At 63.5% G+C, this 22,534-nt stretch carries 23 protein-coding genes and 1 other RNA gene; 16 read left to right on the forward strand and 8 right to left on the reverse strand.

What is annotated here, in order from left to right; genetic code table 11:
- Positions 1–49: 49 nt before the first annotated feature.
- From IB256_RS19660 to IB256_RS19670, 3 genes are all read left to right on the forward strand, one after another.
- On the forward strand, positions 50–586 hold the full coding sequence (locus IB256_RS19660; RefSeq protein ID WP_192289991.1) for a sigma-70 family RNA polymerase sigma factor: 537 nt from the start codon (positions 50–52) through the stop codon (positions 584–586).
- Positions 583–1,563, forward strand: coding sequence for a FecR domain-containing protein (locus tag IB256_RS19665; protein WP_192403757.1), 981 nt, complete (start codon positions 583–585; stop codon positions 1,561–1,563). The genes IB256_RS19660 and IB256_RS19665 overlap by 4 nt, the downstream gene beginning before the upstream one ends.
- Before the next feature lie 102 nt (positions 1,564–1,665).
- Positions 1,666–4,122 (forward strand): TonB-dependent siderophore receptor, encoded by a 2,457-nt coding sequence (locus IB256_RS19670; protein WP_192403759.1) that lies wholly within the window; start codon positions 1,666–1,668, stop codon positions 4,120–4,122.
- A gap of 57 nt (positions 4,123–4,179) precedes the next feature.
- Here IB256_RS19670 and IB256_RS19675 read toward each other — a convergent pair whose 3' ends face one another.
- Complete coding sequence (locus tag IB256_RS19675) at positions 4,180–4,620, reverse strand: YhcB family protein (protein WP_045209602.1); 441 nt, start codon at positions 4,618–4,620, stop codon at positions 4,180–4,182.
- Between the two features lie 139 nt (positions 4,621–4,759).
- On the opposite strand from IB256_RS19675, the gene IB256_RS19680 reads away from it, so the two are divergent.
- The 3 genes from IB256_RS19680 to zapE all read left to right on the forward strand — a co-directional run bounded on the left by IB256_RS19680 (position 4,760) and on the right by zapE (position 7,976).
- Positions 4,760–5,386: an alpha/beta hydrolase gene (locus tag IB256_RS19680; RefSeq protein ID WP_192289986.1), complete on the forward strand. Its 627-nt coding sequence runs from the start codon at positions 4,760–4,762 to the stop codon at positions 5,384–5,386.
- 60 nt (positions 5,387–5,446) lie between these two features.
- Positions 5,447–6,787: a tryptophan--tRNA ligase gene (locus tag IB256_RS19685; protein ID WP_192403761.1), complete on the forward strand. Its 1,341-nt coding sequence runs from the start codon at positions 5,447–5,449 to the stop codon at positions 6,785–6,787.
- 94 nt (positions 6,788–6,881) lie between these two features.
- On the forward strand, positions 6,882–7,976 hold the full coding sequence (gene zapE / locus IB256_RS19690) for a cell division protein ZapE (protein WP_081517474.1): 1,095 nt from the start codon (positions 6,882–6,884) through the stop codon (positions 7,974–7,976).
- Positions 7,977–8,046: 70 nt separating this feature from the next.
- Here the strand turns inward: zapE and IB256_RS19695 are convergent, their stop codons facing one another.
- Together IB256_RS19695 and IB256_RS19700 are read right to left on the reverse strand one after the other, a co-directional pair.
- Positions 8,047–9,012 (reverse strand): hypothetical protein, encoded by a 966-nt coding sequence (locus IB256_RS19695; protein ID WP_192403763.1) that lies wholly within the window; start codon positions 9,010–9,012, stop codon positions 8,047–8,049.
- Positions 9,013–9,103: 91 nt separating this feature from the next.
- Positions 9,104–10,003: a GlxA family transcriptional regulator gene (locus tag IB256_RS19700; protein WP_167523310.1), complete on the reverse strand. Its 900-nt coding sequence runs from the start codon at positions 10,001–10,003 to the stop codon at positions 9,104–9,106.
- Between the two features lie 253 nt (positions 10,004–10,256).
- On the opposite strand from IB256_RS19700, the gene IB256_RS19705 reads away from it, so the two are divergent.
- A complete protein-coding gene (locus IB256_RS19705; protein WP_192403765.1) occupies positions 10,257–11,402 on the forward strand; it encodes an acyl-CoA dehydrogenase family protein in 1,146 nt (381 codons plus the stop codon).
- 57 nt (positions 11,403–11,459) lie between these two features.
- Here IB256_RS19705 and IB256_RS19710 read toward each other — a convergent pair whose 3' ends face one another.
- Positions 11,460–12,497 (reverse strand): NADP(H)-dependent aldo-keto reductase, encoded by a 1,038-nt coding sequence (locus tag IB256_RS19710; RefSeq protein WP_192403767.1) that lies wholly within the window; start codon positions 12,495–12,497, stop codon positions 11,460–11,462.
- A 246-nt stretch (positions 12,498–12,743) separates the two neighbouring features.
- Between IB256_RS19710 and rplM the strand changes: the two genes are divergently transcribed.
- The 7 genes from rplM to IB256_RS19745 all read left to right on the forward strand — a co-directional run bounded on the left by rplM (position 12,744) and on the right by IB256_RS19745 (position 17,539).
- Entirely contained in the window at positions 12,744–13,172 is a 429-nt protein-coding gene (gene rplM / locus IB256_RS19715; protein ID WP_015475857.1) for a 50S ribosomal protein L13, read from the forward strand.
- Positions 13,173–13,186: 14 nt separating this feature from the next.
- Positions 13,187–13,579: a 30S ribosomal protein S9 gene (gene rpsI / locus IB256_RS19720; protein ID WP_015475858.1), complete on the forward strand. Its 393-nt coding sequence runs from the start codon at positions 13,187–13,189 to the stop codon at positions 13,577–13,579.
- Between the two features lie 249 nt (positions 13,580–13,828).
- The gene (petA, locus tag IB256_RS19725; protein WP_081517479.1) at positions 13,829–14,419 is read left to right on the forward strand and encodes a ubiquinol-cytochrome c reductase iron-sulfur subunit; all 591 of its coding nucleotides are present in this window, start codon (positions 13,829–13,831) and stop codon (positions 14,417–14,419) included.
- Positions 14,419–15,630: a cytochrome b gene (locus IB256_RS19730; RefSeq protein WP_045209611.1), complete on the forward strand. Its 1,212-nt coding sequence runs from the start codon at positions 14,419–14,421 to the stop codon at positions 15,628–15,630. The genes petA and IB256_RS19730 overlap by 1 nt, the downstream gene beginning before the upstream one ends.
- On the forward strand, positions 15,630–16,412 hold the full coding sequence (locus IB256_RS19735) for a cytochrome c1 (protein WP_081517481.1): 783 nt from the start codon (positions 15,630–15,632) through the stop codon (positions 16,410–16,412). Before IB256_RS19730 ends, IB256_RS19735 begins: the two co-directional genes overlap by 1 nt.
- Before the next feature lie 93 nt (positions 16,413–16,505).
- Complete coding sequence (locus IB256_RS19740; RefSeq protein WP_192403769.1) at positions 16,506–17,123, forward strand: glutathione S-transferase N-terminal domain-containing protein; 618 nt, start codon at positions 16,506–16,508, stop codon at positions 17,121–17,123.
- 11 nt (positions 17,124–17,134) lie between these two features.
- On the forward strand, positions 17,135–17,539 hold the full coding sequence (locus tag IB256_RS19745; protein WP_081517483.1) for a ClpXP protease specificity-enhancing factor: 405 nt from the start codon (positions 17,135–17,137) through the stop codon (positions 17,537–17,539).
- A gap of 49 nt (positions 17,540–17,588) precedes the next feature.
- Here the strand turns inward: IB256_RS19745 and IB256_RS19750 are convergent, their stop codons facing one another.
- From IB256_RS19750 to IB256_RS19765, 4 genes are read right to left on the reverse strand one after another with little or no spacing between them, the layout of a single operon-like run.
- Complete coding sequence (locus IB256_RS19750; RefSeq protein WP_192289978.1) at positions 17,589–18,167, reverse strand: BON domain-containing protein; 579 nt, start codon at positions 18,165–18,167, stop codon at positions 17,589–17,591.
- Complete coding sequence (locus tag IB256_RS19755; protein WP_017518113.1) at positions 18,164–18,757, reverse strand: phosphoheptose isomerase; 594 nt, start codon at positions 18,755–18,757, stop codon at positions 18,164–18,166. The genes IB256_RS19750 and IB256_RS19755 overlap by 4 nt, the downstream gene beginning before the upstream one ends.
- Before the next feature lie 28 nt (positions 18,758–18,785).
- A complete protein-coding gene (locus IB256_RS19760; RefSeq protein WP_192289976.1) occupies positions 18,786–19,163 on the reverse strand; it encodes a YraN family protein in 378 nt (125 codons plus the stop codon).
- Entirely contained in the window at positions 19,160–20,974 is a 1,815-nt protein-coding gene (locus IB256_RS19765) for a penicillin-binding protein activator (protein ID WP_192403771.1), read from the reverse strand. Before IB256_RS19765 ends, IB256_RS19760 begins: the two co-directional genes overlap by 4 nt.
- A 126-nt stretch (positions 20,975–21,100) precedes the next feature.
- Here IB256_RS19765 and rsmI point away from each other — a divergent pair, with 126 nt between their 5' ends.
- Both rsmI and rnpB read left to right on the forward strand, forming a co-directional pair.
- Positions 21,101–21,949, forward strand: coding sequence for a 16S rRNA (cytidine(1402)-2'-O)-methyltransferase (rsmI, locus tag IB256_RS19770; RefSeq protein ID WP_192289973.1), 849 nt, complete (start codon positions 21,101–21,103; stop codon positions 21,947–21,949).
- 40 nt (positions 21,950–21,989) lie between these two features.
- Positions 21,990–22,346, forward strand: an RNA gene (rnpB, locus tag IB256_RS19775) — RNase P RNA component class A.
- Positions 22,347–22,534: the final 188 nt, after the last annotated feature.

Below are 22,534 nucleotides of genomic sequence, written 5' to 3' on the forward strand. Positions count from 1 at the left end.
AATGAGACTGATTATTATTTGCTGAATGGCAGGTGCGGCGGTGTCGCTATTGGGTCGTACACAACTCGCGGATCACGACATCCACCGCCTCTATGCTGATCACCATGGCTGGCTGCAGGTCTGGATTCGGCGCAAGACCGGCTGCTCGCAGCGCGCCGCCGACCTCGCTCAGGACACCTTCCTGCGTGTGCTCATGACGCGCGCCAAGGGCGTTGCGGTGTACCTCGACCAACCGCGCACCTACCTGGCGACCATTGCCCGTGGCCTGGTGATCGACCAGTGGCGCCGCCAGCAACTGGAGCAGGCGTGGCTGGAGTCGCTGGCCGCTCAGCCCGAAGCGGTGCAATCGTCGCCCGAGCAACTGGCGCTGATCCTGGAAACCTTGCATCAGGTCGATGCCATGCTGCTGCGCCTGCCGCTCAAGGTGCGTCGGGCCTTCCTGCTGGCGCAGATCGATGGCCTGCCGTACCGCGAAATCGCCATGGAGTTGGGGGTGTCCGAGCGCATGGTGAAGAAGTATCTCGCCCAGGCCTTCCTGCATTGTGCGGTGCTCGAAGCCGAGCTGGACGGAGTACTGGTGGAGTGAACGGCCACGAAAACAAACTCAGCCACGCCAGCCTGCAGCAGGCGGCGAACTGGTACGTGCTGCTGCAGGATGAAAATCCCAGCGCGCAACTCCACGCGCAATGGCGCCAGTGGTTCGAGCTGCACGCCGAGCACCAGGCCGCCTGGTATTACGTCGAGCGCATAGGCCAACGCTTCGCGCCATTACAGGGTGAGCGGCAACTGGCGGGGCGGGTGCTCAAGACCAGCGGCGAGCGCCAGCTTTCGCGTCGCCAGGGGCTCAAGAGCCTGCTGGTACTCAGCGGCGGCCTGTTGCTCGGCTGGAGCACATGGCGCGGCACGACCTTGCCGAGGCTGGTGCAGGGCTGGAGCGCCGACTACAGCACCAGCACCGCGGAGACTCGCGAGACGATTCTCGCCGATGGCACGCACCTCTGGCTGGCGGCGATCAGCGCGGTGGATGCCGATTTCGGCCCAGACCAGCGCCTGCTGCGGCTGCGCTTCGGCGAAGTCCTGGTGGACACCGCCAGGGACGCCGCGAACCGGCCCTTCCTCGTCGACACCGAGCAGGGGCGCCTGCGTGCGCTGGGTACGCGCTTCGCGGTCAGGCAGATGGGCGACGCCACGCGACTCAACGTTTACAGCGGAGCGGTGGAAATCCGCACGGCGGAGAGTGGCCAGAGGAGGGTGCTGGAAGCCGGTCAGCGCGTCGACTTCACGCGTCGTGCCATCGGCGAGGTGTCGGCAGCACAGACGGCAGGGGAGTCCTGGGTACGCCATGTGCTTACTGCCGAGAACATGTCGCTGGGCCAGTTGGTCGAGGAACTGGGGCGGTATCGCCACGGCTACCTGGGCTGTGATCCTGCAGTCGCGCAGTTGCCGGTGATGGGCGCCTTCCCGCTGGACGACAGTGATCAGGCGTTGCGCCTGTTGGCGGCGGCGTTGCCGGTGCAGGTCCAGCGCCTGACGCCCTGGTGGGTCAGCATCGAGTCAGCCTGAGGTATCGCGAAAAAACTTTCCGCAGCGGTTCCCTTTTCAGTTTCCCGTTCGGTCACTCCATGGAAACGCACTTTTACCCACTGCACCGAACCAGGGAATTCCATGTACTCGTCCACTTCCACCTCGCGCCGCTTCGCCCGGCGGCCGCTGGCGCTGGCCATCTCGTTGTCGCTCTGCAGCGTCGCTGCGCTGCCCCTGAACTCACCCGCCCAGGCGGCCTCTGGCACAGAACAGGCTGTTCTGCGCGACTACCACATCGCGCCGGGCGCCCTGGCGGCCTCGCTCAACCAGTTCAGTAGCCAGGCCGGGATCTACCTGGTCGGCCACAACGACCTGACTGCCGGCAAGTCCAGCAAGGGCCTCGATGGTCGCTACAGCGTCGAGCGCGCCCTGGCGTTGCTGCTCGATGGCACCGGCCTGCAGGCGGTGCCGCAGGAGTCGGGCGGCTACGTGCTGCAACCTGACCCGAGCGGCACGGTGTTGCAGATGGATTCGACCTCGATCATCGGCACAGGCGCTGCTGGCGCGCAGCAGGATGACAACGGCTACAACGCCAAGGTCAGCTCCACGGCTGGCAAGACCAGCACTTCCCTGGCGGAGACGCCGCGCTCGATCTCGGTGGTGACCCGCCAGCGCATGGAGGACCAGCAGTCGCAGACCCTGACCGATGTGCTGGGCTACGTACCGGGCATCTTCGCCCCGCCGTTCGCCGCCGGCGATGGCCTGGCTGGCGACCTGTTCTTCATTCGCGGCTTCAATGCCACCGACTGGGGCTATGGTCTGCTGCGCGACGGCCTGCGCGTGCAGGGCAACCGCTACGACACCACCAGCGAACCCTATGGCCTGGAACGCGTCGAGGTGTTTCGCGGCCCGACTTCGATCCTCTACGGCGAGAATGCGCCCGGAGGCATCGTCAACCTGGTCAGCAAGCGCCCGACCGTCGATCCGCGCGGCGAGGTCGAGCTGACCTACGGCTCCCATGACCGCAAGCAGCTGGGCGTCGACGTCTCCGGCCCGCTGACCGACGAGGGCAATATCCTCGGTCGCGTGGTGATGCTCGGCCGCGACTCCGACACCCAGGTCGATCACCAGCCCGATGACCGCATCTACATTGCCCCGTCGATGACCTTCAACTTCGACGATGCGACCTCGCTGACGCTGCTCTCGACCTACCAGCGCGACCGCACGCTGATGGAGCTGGGCTACCCGGCAGCCGGCACCCTGCTGCACAACCCCAACGGCAAGATCGACAAGGACACCCTGTCCGGCAACCCGGACTGGGACAAGTTCGAACGCGAGGCCTGGACGCTGGGCTATGAGTTCAGCCATCAGTTCAACGACACCTGGCAGTTCCGCCAGAACTCGCGCTACATGCAGTCGCGCATCGACCGCCGCGAGATGTGGCCGGGCAACCTGAACAACGGCGGTTTCGGCACCAACGTCAACAACACCGCTTACGACCGCTACAACAAGTCGATGACCTACTCGCTGGATAACCAGTTCGAGGGGCATTTCCAGTCCGGCGAACTGGCCAATACCGTGCTGGTGGGGGCGAGCTTCGACCGCACCTCGTTCAACCAGGACTGGGACGCGGGCGCCGGCGGCTCGGTGAACGTGTTCGATCCGGTGTGGACGACCAGGCCGACCACGCCGATCCACGTGCAGGACGCGTTGCTGGAGCAGAAGATGTACGGTCTCTATGGCCAGTTGCAGACGCGCTATGACAACTGGATCGCCCTGCTTGGCGGGCGCCTCGACGAGGTCAACAGCCAGTACCGCAACCGCGCCGGTACCACCAACGGCCTGGCCGACCTCGACTACTGGGACCATGACTTCACCTGGCAGGCTGGCCTGATGTACCAGTTCGACAATGGCCTGTCGCCCTATGTCAGCTACTCCACGGCCTTTGCACCGACCCAGCAGACGTCGAGCAAGTCCGGCACCCTCGACCCGACCACCAGCGAGCAGTACGAAGTCGGCGTGAAGTACGAGCCCAAGGGCTGGAACACCTCGATGACCGCCTCGGTCTATGACCTGCGCAAGACCGACGACGTGATCTACGACAGCACGGTCGGCGACTACCGGCAGGTGGGTGAAAGCCGTTCCAAGGGGCTGGAGCTGGAGGTCAGCAGCGACATCACCGAGAACCTCAGCCTGACCGCGTCCTACACCTACACCGATTCGCGGATTACCAAGGATTCCCCCGGCTCGCTGCTGGAGGACCACCAGATGACCGGCGTGCCGCGCAATCAGGCGTCGGCCTGGGGCACCTACCGCTTCCTCGACGGCTATCTCAAGGGCCTGCGGGTGGGCGGCGGCGTGCGGCACTTCGACAGCACCTTCGCCTACACCCCGGCCACGCTCTACGGCAAGCTGGATACCGGCGACGTGACCCTGGTGGACGCGCTGGTCGGCTACCAGCTCGACGAGCACTGGTCTGCCGAAGTGAACGCGAAGAACCTGCTGGACAAGGAATACGTCGCCGGCTGCAACAACGCCGGGCGTTGCTACTGGGGCGAGGAGCGAACGCTGCTGGGCAGCGTCACCTTCCGCTGGTAATCCCTGCCGGAATGAAAAAGCCCCGCATCGGCGGGGCTTTTTCTTTGGCGCGAGGTATCAGTACTTGCTCTTCAGCCCGTACGTCTCGTCGAGAGTGCCCGGACCGTCGCCGGTCTTGGGCGCATAGTCACGCGGCGCTTCGTTGTTTGCCGGCGGCGTCAGGCGCTCGCGGCGCTCGGGGTACTCGTCGGCGTGCAGGGCGGCCAGCAGGCGCTGCTTGGTCTGTTCGTCCAGGGCCAGGCGCTCGGCGCCTTCGGACAGGTGCTCCTGCACATCCTGATAGCTCTGGGTGAGCTTCTTCATCAGGCTGGCGGAGGTGCTGAAGTGGGTCACCACTTCGCGCTGGTAGCTATCGAAACGATCCTGCATGTCGTCCACCTGACGCTGCAGCTTGTTGGGCGCGGCGTTGGGCAGAAGACGGGCGATCAGAAAGCCGATGCCGACCCCGACGATCAGGGCGAGTAGCGGCAGCAACCAGGTGGTGAGGGACTGTTCCACGCGAATCCTTCCTCTATAGACGGCTTTGCTTTACGTTAGCGGCTTGCACCTGTGCTTGTATACCGTGGCGATTGCTTCGCCGCCTGCGCAGGTATTGAGCTAGACGAGACGACCCGCCACGGGGTCACGGAGCTGTTGTTTGACCACCCGCGAAATCCCCCTGTTCCTCGACGGCCCCGACGGCCAGCTGGAAGCCCTGCACCTCGCCACGCCCGACGCCAGGGGCGTCGCGCTGATCTGCCATCCGCATCCATTGTTCGCCGGCACTATGCAGAACAAGGTGGTCGCCACCCTGCAGCGCGCCGCACGGGATGCAGGATACGCCACCCTGCGTTTCAATTTTCGTGGCGTGGGTCAGAGCGCCGGCAGTTATGCCGAAGGCCGCGGTGAGATCGACGATGCGCTGGCCGTCGCGCACTGGCTTGCCGAGCAGCATCCGGGGCTGCCGCTGACGCTGATGGGCTTCTCCTTCGGTTCCTGCGTGGCCGGCAACGCCGCCGAGCGCCTGGAAGAAGAGGGCGCTGACCTTGCGCAACTGTTCATGCTGGCGCCGCCGGTGGAGCGTTTCGACGTCGACCTGCCCGAGCGCTGCCCGCTCACGGTGATCCAGCCGGAGGCCGATGAAGTGGTCACCCCTGAGCGCGTTTACGCCTGGAGCGCGGAGCTGAGCAAGCCCCACGAGCTGATCCGCATCCCCGAGTGCAGCCATTTCTTCCACGGCAAGCTGATCGAGCTCAAGGACCTGATACAGGCCCGGCTCGCCTAGGTCGGTCAGCCGCGTTACCATCCGGCCCGCCCTTTCATTTGCGTTGATTCCTGGATTCCCATGACGACCCGTATCCTGACCGGCATCACCACCACCGGTACTCCGCACCTGGGCAACTACGCCGGCGCCATCCGCCCGGCCATCGTTGCCAGCCGCGATCCGCAGGCAGATTCCTTCTACTTCCTGGCCGACTACCACGCGCTGATCAAGTGCGATGACCCGGCGCGCATCCAGCGTTCGCGCCTGGAGATCGCCGCCACCTGGCTGGCCTGCGGCCTGGATGCGGACAAGGCGACCTTCTATCGCCAGTCCGATATTCCCGAGATCCCCGAACTGACCTGGCTGCTCACCTGCGTCAGCGCCAAGGGCCTGCTCAACCGCGCCCACGCCTACAAGGCCTCGGTGGACAAGAACGTCGAGGCCGGTGAAGACCCGGACGCCGGCGTCACCATGGGCCTGTACAGCTACCCGGTGCTGATGGCCGCGGACATCCTGATGTTCAACGCCCACAAGGTGCCGGTCGGCCGCGACCAGATCCAGCACGTCGAGATGGCCCGCGACATCGGCCAGCGCTTCAACCACCTGTTCGGCAACGGCAAGGAACTGTTCACCCTGCCGGAAGTGGTGATCGAGGAAGACGTGGCGACCCTGCCGGGCCTGGATGGCCGCAAGATGTCCAAGAGCTACGACAACACCATTCCGCTGTTCGGCAGCGCCAAGCAGCTCAAGGAAGCCGTGGCACGCATCGTCACCGACTCCCGCGCGCCGGGCGAGCCGAAGGACCCGGACAACTCGCACCTGTTCACCCTGTACCAGGCCTTCTCCACCCACGAGCAACAGGCTGCGTTCCGCGCCGAGCTGCTCGGTGGCCTGGCCTGGGGCGAGGCCAAGCAGCGCCTGTTCGAGCTGCTCGACAACGAGCTGGGCGAAGCCCGCGAGCGTTACCACGCACTGATCACCCGCCCGGCCGACCTGGAAGACATCCTCCTGGCCGGCGCCGCCAAGGCCCGCCGCATCGCTACCCCGTTCCTCGGCGAGCTGCGCGAATCCGTCGGCCTGCGTTCGTTCCGCGAGCAGGTGCAGGTAGCCAGTGAAGGCAAGAAAAAGGCCACCAAGGCCGCGCGTTTCGTCAGTTTCCGTGAGGACGACGGCTTCCGCTTCCGCCTGCTGGATGCCGCTGGCGAGCAACTGCTGCTGTCCATCGCCTTCGCCGATGGCAAGGCTGCGGGCCAGGTGACCAAACGCCTGCAAGCCGAGGAGCTGGACCTGCACGCCGAGCTGAATGCCTTCAGCGTGCGCCTGGATGGCGAATCCGTGGCGTACAGCCCGGAGTTCTCCTCCGACGCGGAGCGCGACGCTGCCATGCAGCGCCTGCGTGAGGCTCTCGCTCCGCAGGAGTGAGGGTTGGCAGGCCGGTACGACTACCGGCCAATTGCCAAGCAACGGGGGCGCCGCTAAAGTGTGCGCCCCCGTTTTCGTTGCCTTGCTACCGATCATGACGCCTCTTCAGCGCTACCAGGAAGACCTGAAACGCCCCGATTTCTTCCACGACGCCGCGCAAGCGAACGCCGTGAAGCACCTGCAACGCCTCTACGACGACCTGGTTGCCGCCGATAAGGGCAAGACCGGCCTGTTCGGCAAGCTGCTGGGCAAGAAGTCCCAGGAGCCGGTGAAGGGCCTGTACTTCTGGGGCGGCGTCGGCCGCGGCAAGACCTACCTGGTGGATACCTTCTTCGAAGCGCTGCCCTTCAAGCAGAAGATGCGCACGCACTTCCACCGCTTCATGAAGCGCGTCCACGAGGAAATGAAGACCCTCAAGGGCGAGAAGAACCCGCTGACCATCATCGGCAAGCGTTTCGCCGACGAGGCCCGGGTTATCTGCTTCGACGAATTCTTCGTCTCCGACATCACCGACGCGATGATTCTCGCGACCCTGCTGGAAGAGCTGTTCAAGAACGGCGTCAGCCTGGTGGCGACCTCCAACATCGTGCCGGACGGCCTGTACAAGGACGGCCTGCAGCGCGCCCGCTTCCTGCCGGCCATCGCGCTGGTCAAGCAGCACACCGAAGTGGTCAACGTCGACAGCGGCGTGGACTACCGCCTGCGTGCCCTGGAACAGGCCGAGCTTTACCACTGGCCGCTGTCCGAGCAGGCCGAGCAGGCCATGACCCGCGACTTCAAGGCGCTGACCCCGGAATGTGCCGCGGCGACCCGCGATGACGCTCTGATGATCGAGAACCGCGAAATCCGCGCGCGCATCACCTGCGATGACGTGGCCTGGTTCGAGTTCCGCGAGCTGTGCGATGGCCCGCGCAGCCAGAACGACTACATCGAGCTGGCGAAGATCTTCCACGCGATCCTGATTTCCAACGTCGAGCAGATGGGTGTGGCGAAGGACGACATGGCCCGCCGCTTCATCAACCTGGTGGACGAGTTCTACGACCGCAACGTCAAGCTGATCCTCTCCGCCGAGGTCGAGCTCAAGGACCTGTACACCGGTGGCCGCCTGGAGTTCGAATTCCAGCGCACCCTGAGCCGCCTGCTGGAAATGCAGTCCCACGAATACCTGAGCCGCCCGCACCGTCCTTGACGGTCGGATGAACGAAAAAGGCTGCCCGAGGGCAGCCTTTTTCGTTTCCAGCTCTTCTACAAGTGAAGAATCAGCGCTGCGCCATCTCCTGCTGCGCCTTTTTCAGCAATTGCTGGGCATGGGCGACTTCCAACGCTTCCATGGCGTTGATCGGCTTGATCGCCACGGCCTTCTTCAACTGCTCCAGCGCCTTCTGCTCCTCGTCCTCGCCGTACACATAGCTCAGCGCGTTGGCGTATTCGTAGTGGCCGATGGGCAGGTCGTCGGAGGCGCGGAAGGAGCGGGCAAAGTACTGCTCCATCTTGTCCGCGCTGACTCCGTAGGTCATCTTGCCCACCAGCTTGCCAACCTTGCGGATCACGCCCGCTTCATAACCGCCGTAGAGCGCCAGGGCGAACGGCTGGTTCGGCTGCTTGGCCAGCAGGGCGTCCAGTTCCTTGGGGATGTCGCCGGTGTAGCCGCGCTTGAGCACTACCGGCACCGGCAGGTCTTCGGCCAGACGGGCCTTGGCGTAGGCGCGGCCGAACTGGGCGATCGGGTCGGCGTTGAGCAGCGGACCGGCCTCGTCGGTGTAGCTGATGACTTCCTCCAGCAGGCGCTGCTTCTCGTCCTGATTCGGCGCGAGGAACATGGCATAGAGTACCTGGGCGAACATGCCCGGCACCTGCCCGCCGACACCCAGAGCGAGACCGTCCTTCCTGGCCTGGGCGAAGTCGCCGCGGAATACCTTGCGCCACACGTCCTGCAGCTTCTCGGCGTAGACCTGTGCCTCTTCCGGCTTGCCGCTGAAGCCGGTGCCGGCGGTCACGGTCTTCTCCAGTGCATCCGGATGCTTGGTGGCCATGCTCACGACCCAGTCCGCATCCGGGAAGGGGTAGTTGGCGCCGAAGCCGCGAGTCAGGCGCGGCCAGGCTTCGCGCAGTTTGTCCCCGCTGTAGTCGAAGGCGCTCTGGTCGTAGGGGAAGGGTTTCCAGGTGTCGTCCGCCACAGCGTTCAGGCTGAAGACGGCCAGCAGGGCAAGCAGAAAGCGGCGCATGGCGATATCCCGTTGGGTTCTTGTTGTCGAAAGCTGCCCCGATCATAGGGCGGCCCCCGAGTCCGTGAACCCATCCTAGGGATGGCCTGTTTCAGGCTTCCTTCTGTTCGTACTGGCGCCGGTAATGATTCGGCGACAGCCCGGTGTGCTGTCTGAACAGGCGAGCGAAGAAGCTGGCGTCGTCGTAGCCGACTTCGTAGCTGATGGTCTTGATGCTCTTGCGGCTGGTCGACAGCAGATTGCGCGCGGTCTCGATGCGCAGGCGCTGCAGGTAGTGCAGTGGCTTGTCTCCGGTGGCCGCCTGGAAGCGCCGCATGAAGTTGCGGATGCTCATGCCGTGCTCGCGGGCGACATCCTCGAAGCGGAACTTGTCGCAGAAGTGTTCTTCCAGCCAGTGCTGGATCTGCAGGATCGCCGGGTCGTGGTGCAGCTTCTGCCCGCCGAAGCCCAGGCGCCCGGGCGTGTAGGTGCGCTGCACCTCGTAGAGGATGTCGCGAGCCACGCCCTGGGCCACGGCGGCGCCGCAGAAATGCTCGATCAGGTAAATGTACAGGTCGCGCACCGAGGTCAGGCCGCTGGCGCTGTAGATATTGTCGGCGTCGGCGATGTGCTTGTCCTGGTTGAGCAGCACCCGGGGGTAGCGCTCGGCGAATTCGCGGAAGAAGCGCCAGTAGGTGGTTGCTTCCTTGCCGTCCAGCAGGCCGGCCTCGGCCAGCCAGAAGACTCCCGAGACCTCGCCGCACAGCACGCAGCCGGCCGCGTGGCGCTCGCGCAGCCAGGGCATCACCTGCGGGTAAAGGGTCAGCAGTTCGTCGAAGTCGCCCCAGAAGGCCGGGAGGATGATCAGCTCCGGTTCGTCCAGGGCGCCGTGGACCGGCAGGAGGTCGCCACTGAAACTCATCACCGGCTGGCCGTCGGGGCTGACGATGCGGGTCTCGAAGCTGGGCTGCAGGCCGAGGCCCTGTTGGCGGCCGTGGCGCAGGGCAGCCATGTGGAAGAAGTCCTTGGCCTGCATCAAGGTGGAGCCGAACACGCCATGGGTGGCGAGGATGCTGACGCGGCGCAGCACGCGGGAAGCTGGGTTGGGCATCGGTTCTTGTACTTCTTATGGATGTCTTTGCATGACGCTAAAGCGGTCATGATGCGGCTGGATCGTCTTATTTTTTGGCGAAAGTGTCCAGTGCAGAGCGGTTCGTGCTTGGCCTACAGTCGGCCTTCCAATAATTCCTACAACCGATCCGCAGGTGCAGCGCATGATTCCAAGAACCCTGTTCAGTTCCGACCACGAGCTGTTCCGCGACAGCGTCCGCAAGTTCCTCGAACAGGAGGCGGTGCCCTTCCATGCCCAGTGGGAAAAGGACGGCCACATCGATCGCCAGCTGTGGAACAAGGCCGGCGAGGCCGGGATGCTCTGTTCGCACCTGCCCGAGACCTACGGCGGCATGGCGGCGGACTTCCTCTACAGCGCCGTGGTGATCGAGGAGATCGGTCGCCTGGGCCTGACCGGCATCGGCTTCTCCCTGCACTCGGATATCGTTGCGCCCTACATCCTTCACTACGGCAGCGAAGAGCTGAAGCAGCGCTACCTGCCCAAGCTGATTTCCGGCGAGATGGTCTCGGCCATCGCCATGACCGAGCCGGGCGCCGGCTCCGACCTGCAGGGCGTGAAGACCACCGCCGTGCTGGATGGCGACGAGTACGTGATCAACGGCTCGAAGACCTTCATCACCAACGGCTGGCTGGCCGACCTGGTGATCGTGGTCGCCAAGACCGACCCCAAGGCCGGTGCCAAGGGCACCAGCCTGTTCCTGGTGGAGGCCGGTACGCCGGGCTTCAGCAAGGGCAAGCGCCTGGAAAAGGTCGGCATGAAGGCCCAGGACACTTCCGAGCTGTTCTTCCAGGACGTGCGTATCCCCAAGGAAAACCTGCTGGGCAAGGATGGGCAGGGGTTCATCTACCTGATGCAGGAACTGCCTCAGGAGCGCCTGACCGTGGCCCTCGGCGCGCTGGCCTCGGCCGAGGCGGCGCTGAAATGGACACTGGACTACACCCGCGACCGCAAGGCCTTCGGAAAATCCGTCGCGGACTTCCAGAACACGCGCTTCAAGCTTGCGGAAATGGCTACCGAAATTCAGGTTGGCCGCGTCTTTGTCGACCGCTGCCTGGAGCAGCACCTGGAAGGCAAGCTGGACGTGCCCACGGCGGCGATGGCCAAGTACTGGACCACGGACCTGCAGTGCAAGGTGCTCGATGAGTGCGTGCAACTCCACGGCGGCTACGGCTTCATGTGGGAGTATCCGATTGCCCGCGCCTGGGCCGATGCGCGGGTGCAGCGCATTTACGCCGGCACCAACGAGATCATGAAGGAAATCATCGCCCGCGCGCTGTAACCGTCGCGGATGAAAAAAGCCCGGCATTGGCCGGGCTTTTTCGTGGCGCGCAGACGATCAGGGGGCCGGGTTCGGCTGATCCTTGTGGATCGCCTCGATGCCGGCCAGCACCTCGTCGGAGAGCTTCAGCTCGAAGCTGCCGAGATTGGCTTCCAGTTGTTCGAGGTTAGTCGCGCCGATGATGTTGCTGGTCACGAACGGTCGGCTGGTGACAAAGGCCAGAGCCATCTGCGCCGGGTCCAGACCGTGCTCGCGGGCCAGGGTGACGTAGCGGTCGCAGGCGCTGGCGGTCTGCGGGTTGGTGTAGCGGGTGAAGCGGCTGAACAGGGTAATCCGCGCATTGGCCGGGCGCGCGCCACCGAAGTACTTGCCCGAGAGCATGCCAAAGGCCAGGGGGGAGTAGGCCAGCAGGCCGATCTGCTCGCGGATGGCGACTTCTGCCAGGCCCACCTCGAAGCTGCGGTTGAGCAGGTTGTAGGGGTTCTGGATCGACACCGCGCGCGGCCAGCCGCGATCCTGGGCGATCTGCAGGAAGCGCATGGTGCCCCAGGGCGTTTCGTTGGACAGGCCGACGTGGCGGATCTTGCCGGCGCGAACCTGCTCGTCCAGGGCCTCCAGGGTGTCCTCCAGTGCGGTGAAGCTTTCTTCCTTGTGCTGGTAGCCCGGTTGGCCGAAGAAGTTGGTGCTGCGCTCGGGCCAGTGCAGCTGGTAGAGGTCGATCCAGTCGGTCTGCAGGCGCTTGAGGCTGCCGTCCAGCGCCGCGACGATGTTCTTGCGGTCGAGCTTCGGCTGGCCGTCACGGATGTGGCTGATGGAATTGCCGGGGCCGGCGATCTTGCTGGCGAGCACCCAGTCGGCGCGATCGCCGCGCTGGGCGAACCAGTTGCCGATGATCTGCTCGGTGCGGGAGTAGGTTTCCGCGCGCGGCGGCACCGGGTACATCTCTGCGGTATCGATGAAATTCAGACCGGCGGCCTTGGCTCGTTCGATCTGGGCGAAGGCCTCGCTTTGCGTGTTCTGCTCGCCCCAGGTCATGGTCCCCAGGCAGAGGGCGCTGACTTTCAGTTCGGTGCGGCCGAGCGGGCGGTACTCCATGCAGGTCTCCTCATGAAAACAAGTGCGTAAGACGGTTGAAAATTCTGCCGGAATCTGCATAATTCCGCAGCCTTTCATCGGTGGGGGATGCCAAAGCCTGCCGATCGATACATCTAGTCGTTACGGACGCACACCGACCCGAGCCCCAATTCGTGTCTGTCTTCGGCTGTCCTTGACTTGTCAAGGCAACCACTGTCCAGTAAGATTCGCCGTCTTATTTTCAGGCGGCCCCTGAGGCTATAACGAATGAAAACTTATACCGCGAAACCAGAAACTGTTAAGCGCGACTGGTTCGTCGTCGACGCTGCTGGCCTGACCCTGGGTCGTCTGGCTACCGAGATTGCTACCCGCCTGCGCGGCAAGCACAAGCCGGAATACACCCCGCACGTTGACACCGGCGACTACATCGTCGTCATCAACGCCGAGCAGGTTCGTGTCACTGGCGCCAAAGCTACCGACAAGATGTACTACCATCACTCGGGCTTCCCGGGCGGTATCAAGTCGATCAACTTCGAGAAGCTGATCGCCAAGGCTCCTGAGCGTGTTATCGAGACTGCCGTCAAAGGCATGCTGCCGAAGAACCCGCTGGGCCGCGACATGTACCGCAAGCTGAAAGTGTACAAGGGTGCCAACCACCCGCACACCGCTCAGCAGCCTCAAGAACTGAAGATTTAACGGGATAGCTCATTATGTCGGCGACTCAAAATTACGGCACTGGCCGTCGTAAGACCGCTACCGCTCGCGTCTTCCTGCGTCCGGGCACTGGCAAGATCTCCATCAACAACCGCTCCATCGAGCAGTTCTTCGGTCGTGAGACCGCTCGCATGGTTGTCCGTCAGCCGCTCGAGCTGACCGAGAACACCGAGAAGTTCGATATCTACGTAACCGTCGTCGGCGGTGGCGTAAGCGGTCAAGCTGGTGCGATCCGTCACGGTATCACCCGCGCTCTGATCGAGTACGACGAGACCCTGCGCAGCTCGCTGCGTAAAGCCGGCTACGTCACTCGCGACGCCCGCGAAGTTGAGCGTAAGAAAGTCGGTCTGCGCAAAGCGCGTAAGCGTCCGCAGTACTCCAAGCGTTAATACGACGCTTCGAAAAAAACGCCCAGATCCTTTGGACTGGGCGTTTTTTTATGTCTTCAATAAGTTCGTGCGGCAAGGTGTCGCATCCGCGCAAGCCGCGCGGGGCAAGGGTTCCAGGGGTTGCGTAACAGGCTATTACCTTGTCATCACAAGGGCTTTTCTTTACCATTTGGCGAATTTTTTGCGCGGCTCGAATTTTTACTTAAAAGCCTGATTTGAACAGGCTTGAAGCTGATGGGAGACGACTGAATGAGTAATGACGGCGTGAATGCAGGCCGGCGTCGCTTCCTTGTCGCGGCCACTTCGGTGGTTGGTGCGGCAGGAGCGGTCGGAGCTGCGGTCCCGTTCGTGGGGTCATGGTTCCCCAGTGCCAAGGCGAAGGCCGCTGGCGCGCCGGTGAAGGTCAACGTAGGGAAGATCGAGCCGGGCCAGCAGGTGATCGCTGAGTGGCGCGGCAAGCCCGTATTCCTGGTGCATCGCACCAAGGAAATGCTGGACGCGCTGCCGACCCTCGACGGGCAACTGGCCGACCCCGAGTCGAAGGCTTCGGACCAGCCGGCGTACGTCGATCCCAAGGTGCGCTCGATCAAGCCTGAACTGGCTGTGATCGTCGGCATCTGTACCCACCTGGGCTGCTCGCCGACCTTCCGCCCGGAAGTCGCTCCCGCAGACCTCGGTCCGGATTGGAAAGGTGGCTACTTCTGCCCGTGCCACGGCTCCCATTACGACCTCGCCGGCCGCGTTTACAAGGGACAGCCCGCGCCCCTGAACCTGCCGATTCCGCCTTATTCGCTTGATGGTGACGAGCTGACCATCGGTGTGGACCAGGAGAAAGCCTGATGAACAAGTTCATGGCTTGGGTCGATGCCCGCTTCCCCGCGACCAAGATGTGGGAAGACCATCTGAGCAAGTACTACGCCCCGAAGAACTTCAACTTCTGGTACTTCTTCGGCTCCCTCGCACTGCTCGTCCTGGTTAACCAGATCCTCACCGGTATCTGGCTGACCATGAGCTTCACCCCGTCGGCCGAAGAAGCTTTCGCGTCCGTCGAGTACATCATGCGAGATGTAGATTACGGCTGGATTATCCGCTACATGCACTCCACCGGTGCATCGGCGTTCTTCGTGGTCGTCTACCTGCACATGTTCCGTGGTCTGCTGTACGGTTCGTATCAGAAGCCCCGCGAGCTGGTGTGGATCTTCGGCATGCTGATCTACCTCGCCCTGATGGCCGAGGCCTTCATGGGCTACCTGCTGCCCTGGGGCCAGATGTCCTACTGGGGTGCCCAGGTGATCATCTCGCTGTTCGGCGCCATCCCGGTCGTCGGCGAAGACCTGGCCCAGTGGATCCGTGGTGACTTCCTGATCTCCGGTATCACTCTGAACCGCTTCTTCGCCCTGCACGTGATCGCGTTGCCGATCGTCCTGCTCGGCCTGGTCGTATTGCACATCCTGGCGCTGCACGAAGTCGGCTCGAACAACCCCGACGGCGTGGACATCAAGAAGAAGAAAGACGAGAACGGCATCCCGCTGGATGGCATCCCGTTCCACCCGTACTACACCGTGAAGGACATCGTCGGTGTCGTGGTCTTCCTGTTCGTCTTCTGCACCGTGATCTTCTTCTTCCCGGAAATGGGCGGTTTCTTCCTCGAGAAGCCCAACTTCGAGATGGCGAACCAGTTCAAGACCCCCGAGCACATCGCTCCGGTTTGGTACTTCACTCCGTTCTACGCCATCCTGCGCGCCGTTCCGGACAAGCTGATGGGTGTTATCGCCATGGGCGCCGCCATCGCCGTGCTGTTCGTGCTGCCGTGGCTCGACCGTAGCCCGGTTCGCTCGATCCGCTACAAGGGCTGGCTGAGCAAGATCTGGCTGGTGATCTTCGCGGTTTCCTTCGTGATCCTTGGCTACTACGGCTCGCAAGCGCCGTCGCCGCTGGGTACCACGCTGTCCCGCCTGTGCACCATTCTGTATTTCGCCTTCTTCATCCTGATGCCGTTCTACACCCGGATGGAGAAAACCAAACCGGTTCCGGAAAGGGTGACTGGCTGATGAAAAAGCAATTCGCTGCATTTGTTCTGGCTCTGCTGCCTGTCTTCGGCTTCGCCGCCGAAGGCCATGGCCCGGCCCTGGACAAGGTCGATATCGACCTGACCGACAAGGCCGCCATGCAGGATGGCGCGCGTACCTTTGCCAACTACTGCATGGGCTGCCACAGCGCCAAGTTCCAGCGTTATGAACGTGTTGGCCGTGATCTGGGTATCCCGGAAGAGCTGATGATGAGCCACCTGGTGTTCACCGGTGCGAAGATCGGCGACCACATGGACATCGGCATGAAGCCGGCCGACGCCAAGGCATGGTTCGGTGCTGCGCCGCCGGACCTGACTCTGGTGGCCCGCGTTCGTGGTGCTGACTGGCTGTACACCTACCTGCGTTCGTTCTACGAAGATCCCAAGCGCCCATGGGGCGTGAACAACAAGATCTTCCCGAACGTCGGCATGCCGAACGTGCTGGTGAGCCTGCAGGGTCGCCAGGTCGTCGGTTGCAAGCAGGTTCAGGTCGTCGAGGATGGCAAGAAGCAGTACGATCCTCTGACTGGTACCCCGCTGACCCACGAAGCCTGCGACCAGCTGACCATCGTGCCGAAATCCGGCCAGCTGACCGAAGCTCAGTTCGACGAGAAGGTGAAGAACCTGGTGACCTTCCTGGCTTATTCGGCTGACCCGAACAAGCTGGATTCTCACCGCATCGGCACCTACGTTCTGCTGTTCCTGGCCTTCTTCTTCGTATTCGCCTATCTGCTCAAGCGTGAATACTGGAAGGACGTGCACTAAGCACCATCCGTCGTAGTAACAAGCGCGCGCCCTACGGGGCGCGCGTGCGTTTTTCTACCTCCCACAAGAAGATCCTGCGAGGAGGCGCGCGGCATGGCCGCAATCAACAAGCTCACCTGCTTCTCCGACCCTTCCTGCCATTACAGCCATCGCGTGCGCCTGGTGCTGGCCGAGAAGAGCGTCGTCGCCGACATCATTGACGTGCCTGTCGGCAACATCCCGGCCAAACTCGCCGAAGTGAATCCCTATGGCAGCCTGCCGACCCTGGTGGATCGTGATCTCGCGCTCTACGAGTCGACGGTGGTCATGGAGTACCTCGATGAACGTTATCCACACCCGCCGCTGCTTCCGGTCTATCCGGTAGCCCGCGCCAACAGCCGCCTGCTGATGCACCGCATCCAGCGCGACTGGTGCAGCCTGGTGGATCGTATCCTCGAGACCCGCCGCAAGGATGCCGAACGAGCCTTGGCGCGCAAGGAGTTGCGTGAGAGCCTGACTGGAGTGTCGCCGCTGTTCGCCGACAAGGCGTTCTTCCTCAGTGACGAGCTGAGCCTGGTGGATTGCTGCCTGCTGCCGATCCTCTGGCGCCTGCCGATCCTGGGCATTGAGCTTCCGCGGCCGGCGAAGCCTCTGCTGGATTACATGGAGCGGCAGTTTGCGCGGGAAACTTTCCGTGCGAGCCTGTCCTCTATCGAACGTGATATGCGCTAAGGAGCCTGATGATGAACTCCAGTCGTCCCTACCTCGTGCGAGCCCTCTATGAGTGGATCGTCGACAACGGCTGCACGCCGCATATCCTGGTGAACTCCGAGTACCCGGGGGTGCGGGTTCCGCCGGGTTATGCCAGCGACGGCCAGATCGTGCTCAACGTCTCGCCGACCGCAGTGCGCCACCTGCAGATGGACAACGAGGCGGTCAGCTTCGAAGGTCGCTTCGGTGGCGTTGCGCAGAGCTTGTACGTCCCGTCACAGGCGGTGATGGCCATCTACGCGCGGGAGAACGGCCAGGGCATGGTCTTCGATCTGGAGCCGCCGGTACCCACCGATGACGAGGACCTTCCCGATGACGGCCCCTCTGACGAGCCGCCGCGCCCCAGTGGCCGGCCGAGCCTCAAGGTGGTGAAGTAATAAAAAAGGCGACCCGAGGGTCGCCTTTTTCATGTCTGCAATCGAGTGATCAGTCGATGTACTCGAACAGGCGGACGATCTTCTGTACGCCGTCCACGCCCTGCACCACCTGGGTGGCCAGGTCGCCTTCCTTGCGGGTCACCAGGCCCAGCATGTAGACGATGCCGTTCTCGGTCAGGACCTTGATGCGGGTGGAGGGCACGTTCGCGTCAGCGAGCATCTGGCTCTTGATCTTGGTGGTCAGCCAGGTGTCGTTGCTGCGGGCGGCCAGGGAGGAGGGCTGCAGGATCTGCAGCTCGTTGTGCACGGTCTTGACCTTCTGCACTTCCTTGGCGGCCTGCTCGGCCTTGTTCTTCAGGTCGGCGCGGGGTGTCTGGCCGGCCAGCAGTACCACGCCGTTGTAGCTGATCACCACGACGTGGGAGTTGCGGTCGAGGTCTGCATCGGCCTTGGCGACGTTCACCGCCACCTTGGTTTCGATCAGCGAGTCGTCGATCTTGCTGCCAAGGGTGCGGGTGCCCTTGTCATCGTCGATCGGCTTGTCGCGGGTGGCGCTGACAAAGCTGCTGCAGCCACCCAGTGCCATGGTCACGGCCAGTGCGGCTGCGATCAGAGGGGTGCGGGTCATTCTTCACTCCCGAACAGTTGACGGTCGATTAGGTCGCACAGGCAGTGGATGACCAGCAGGTGGACTTCCTGGATGCGTGCGGTGACCTTGGCCGGAACGCGGATTTCCACGTCTTCGGGCAGCAGCAACGATGCCATGTTGCCGCCGTCGCGGCCGGTCAGAGCTACGACAACCATTTCGCGATCATGTGCGGCCTGAATCGCCTGAATGACGTTCGCCGAGTTGCCGCTGGTGGAAATCGCCAGCAGTACATCGCCGGGTTGGCCCAGGGCGCGGATCTGCTTGGAAAAGACTTCGTTGTAGCTGTAGTCGTTGGCGATCGAGGTGATGGTGGAGCTGTCGGTGGTCAGCGCGACTGCCGGCAGGCTCGGGCGCTCGCGCTCGAAGCGGTTCAGCAGTTCGGAAGAGAAGTGCTGGGCGTCGCCGGCGGAGCCGCCGTTGCCGCAGGAGAGAATCTTGCCCTCGTTCAGCAGGGCATTGACCATGACCATGCTGGCCTGCTCGATATGCGGGATGAGCACCTCGGTAGCCTGTTGCTTGGTCTCGATGCTGGCATGGAAGAGCTGGCGGATACGGGATTGCATGTCCATCAGGTGTGACCTTTCGTCGGGCGTCTGATCAGGTGTCAAAAGCGTTGGGAATCCAGTTCAATTGCCCTGCGGAGCCTGGGACGCGCGCGTCGATGGCGACGATGTCGAACCGGCAGGGATGACTGCTCCAGCGGGCGTTCTGTTGCAGGAAGAGTTCGGCGGAGATGGCCAGGCGCTGTCGCTTGCGCCAGTCCACGCTTTCCAGCGCTCCTCCCCAGGCCGAATGCCGGCGGGAGCGAACTTCGACGAATACTACTGTATCGCCGTCCAGCATGACCAGATCAAGCTCGCCTCGGCGGCATGTCCAGTTCTGCGCCAGGAGGCGCAATCCATGCTGTTCCAGGTGGGTCAGGGCGGCGGCTTCGGCCAGCCGCCCGGCCTTCTGGGTAGGGCTGTTGCCGATCAAATACCGCTGTTCTCCAGCGGCTGGACCTGGCCATTCTTGAACTCGGCCCAGGGCAGACGGCGTTCAACGCGCTGGCCGGCGCTGACGCTCAGGGTGCCGGTCAGGCCGTCCACCTGCATGCTCGGCACGGCCTTGAGTTCCGGCAGGCGCGGGGCCAGTTGGTAGGCGTCGGCACCCATGGCGTAAAGGCGGCCGAGGCTGCCGTTGGCTGTTGGCCACTGCGCGGCGACCTGCTGGCGCAGGGCATTGTTCGGGTTCAGCAGCCACGGGGTCTCGCAGAAGCGGATGCCGTTCAGATCCTGGTCCTGCGCCGGGTTGTTTACGCCGGTGTACAGGTTGGAGGTGGCGTAGACGGGCAGGTCACCGGCGTACTGGAATGCCAGGGTCGGCTTGATCTGGCGGGCCTGCTGCGGGGTGGCGGCGAGGAAGATGAAGTCGATGTCCTGGCGGCGCGACGGCTGGGTGTCGACGCTGCTGTCGAGCACACCCTGTAGGCGCTTGGCGCGGCCTTCACTCTGGCGCAGTTGCAGCAGGTCGGCGATCTGGCGGGCCAGTTCCACCGGCTGGTCGACGTGCTCGGCGGCGATCAGGGTGCCGCCAGCGGCCTGCCAGTTGCGGCTGAAGGAGGCAAGTACGCGGTCGCCCCACTCACCGCGTGGCACCAGGGCCACGGCGCGGCGCATGCCGTCGTTCCAGGCGCGGTTGGCGACTTCGCGGGCCTCGTCCTCGGCGGACAGGCCGAACTGGAACAGTTGGGCCGGACCTTCCTGGTTGCCGTCGGCGTAATTCAGCGCCAGGGTGGTGATCGGCAGTTGCGGCTGGCTGCTCATCTGCTTGACCAGATTCTTCTCCAGCGGGCCGACGACCAGTTGTACGCCATCGGCCTGGGCCTGGCGGTAGAACTCGTCTAGCGAGCGCACCTGGCTGCTGTCGTAGAGCTTGATTGCCGGCTGCGCCTGGCCGCTCTGCTGGGCCTGGTAGTGGGCGGCGAGGAAGCCGTCCTGCAGAGCGCGGGCGACGGAGGCGAGCTGGCCCTGTTGCGGCAGCAGCAGGCCGATGGTGTTCAGCGGCTGGGCGGCCAGGGACTTCAGCTTGGTCAGGGCGTCAGGCAGTTGCTTGGCGGCCGGGTGATCCGGGTTCTGTGCGACCCAGTTGTCGATGTTCGACTGTTGTTCCTTCAGGGTCGAGGAAGACTTGGTGATGCGCGCCAGCTCCAGCCAGCCGTTCAGGTCGCCTTCGTTGCTGCTGGCCTGCATCTGGTCCAGGGGCAGGCTGGACACCAGTTTCCAGATTTCTTCATGGTTGGCCTTGCTGGCTTCGGCGTTCAGCAGAGGATCGATGAACACGCGCTCGCGGGCGGCGCTCAGGGTCTGGCCGTCGGCGGCCAGGGCCAGGGATTTGACCATGCCGGCACGGGCCTGCAGGTCCACGGGCATTTCGCCCAGGCGCTGGAAGCTGGGGTTGTCGAAAGCTTTCAGGGCGGCCTTGGTCTTGTTGCGGGCGAGTTCGAGCTGGGCACGCAGGGTGCTGGCGAAGACCTGCTGGGCGGGCTTCAAGCTGTCCATCGGGATCTGATCGAGGATCTGCGTGGAGCGGCCGAGATCCTTCTGCTTGTAGGCCAGATCGGCAGCGGACAAGCGCAGGACGGCGGCTTCGTCCGGCTTGGCGGTGGAGGCCTGCTGCAGCAGCTGTTCGATGCTGGCGTCCGGGGTGCGCGGCAGTTCGCCGAGGTTGGACGACGGGGAGGATGCACAGGCGGCGAGCATGCCGGCCAGGAACAGAGCGGATAGCGGACGCAGGCGAGCGATCATGTCGGGCTTCTCGTGACGCATTCAAAGAGCTGCCGATTGTACCCAAGCGGCGAGGGTGGCGCGATGGCGGCTGCCGGAATCGGGATACAATGCGGCTTTTTCAGATACTTCCGGCGAGGTTAGCGCGTGACCCTTGGCACTCTCTATGTGGTGGCCACTCCCATTGGCAACCTGGACGACATCAGCGCTCGGGCGCTGAAGGTGCTGGCCGACGTGGCCCTGATCGCGGCCGAAGACACCCGTCATTCCGTGCGCCTGCTGCAGCACTTCGGCATCCAGACGCCGCTGGCTGCCTGCCACGAGCATAACGAGCGGGAGCAGGGTGGGCGCTTCCTCACCAAGCTGCAGGCGGGCGAGGATGTCGCGCTGATCTCCGATGCGGGCACGCCGCTGATTTCCGATCCGGGCTACCACCTGGTGCGCCAGGCGCGTGCGGCAGGCATTGCCGTGGTGCCGGTGCCGGGGGCCTGCGCGCTGATCGCCGCGCTTTCTGCCGCCGGCCTGCCGTCGGATCGTTTCGTCTTCGAAGGCTTCCTGCCCGCCAAGGTCGCCGGTCGTCGTGGGCGCCTGGAGGCGCTGGTGGATGAGCCGCGCACCCTGATCTTCTACGAGGCGCCGCACCGTGTGCTGGAATGCATCGAGGACATGGCGACAATCTTTGGCGACGAACGGCCGGCGCTGCTGGCCCGTGAACTGACCAAGACTTTCGAGACCCTGAAGGGGCTGCCGCTGGGCGAGTTGCGCGAATTCGTGGCGTCCGACAGTAACCAGCAGCGGGGCGAATGCGTGCTGCTGGTGGCTGGAAAACCCGCGCCGGAAGGCGATGAGGCGGTGGACGCGCAGACTTTGCGGGTACTCGATCTGCTGCTGGCGGAGCTGCCGGTCAAGCGCGCTGCAGCGCTTGCCGCGGAGATCACCGGGGCACGCAAGAACCAGCTTTACCAGCTCGCACTGGAGCGCCAGGGCAAGGCTTGAGCTTGTCCTGAACGTCGTCAACCGCTAATCTTGCGGACTGAGAGTCGATTGGACAGTCGCTGTTCCGTGGTGTTCCACCACGGGGTGGAGGAAAGTCCGGGCTCCATAGGGCAGAGTGCCAGGTAACGCCTGGGAGGCGCGAGCCTACGGAAAGTGCCACAGAAAATAACCGCCTAAGCGCGCAAGCGCCGGTAAGGGTGAAAAGGTGCGGTAAGAGCGCACCGCACGGCTGGCAACAGTTCGTGGCTAGGTAAACCCCACTCGGAGCAAGATCAAATAGGAACCCATTGGCGCGGCCCGCGTTGGGTTCGGGTAGATCGCTTGAGGCATGCAGTGATGTATGTCCCAGAGGAATGGCTGTCCTCGACAGAACCCGGCTTACAGATCGACTCTCACCACTTTCTCTCCACTTCTTCCCACATGACCATTTGTCGCTGACCGGAAGAAGCTACGAACTTAAGAAATCACTTTAAGTGTGAAAGCCCAGTGTTTTGAAAACACTGGGCTTTTCTCTTTCCTGGCGCGTCAAATTCCCTCCTCGAACCTCGCAAAAGCACGCTAAATCTCGGTCCTGTAAGGATTTTT

The organism is Pseudomonas sp. PDM17 (assembly GCF_014851985.1).
Classification (GTDB): Bacteria; Pseudomonadota; Gammaproteobacteria; order Pseudomonadales; family Pseudomonadaceae; genus Pseudomonas.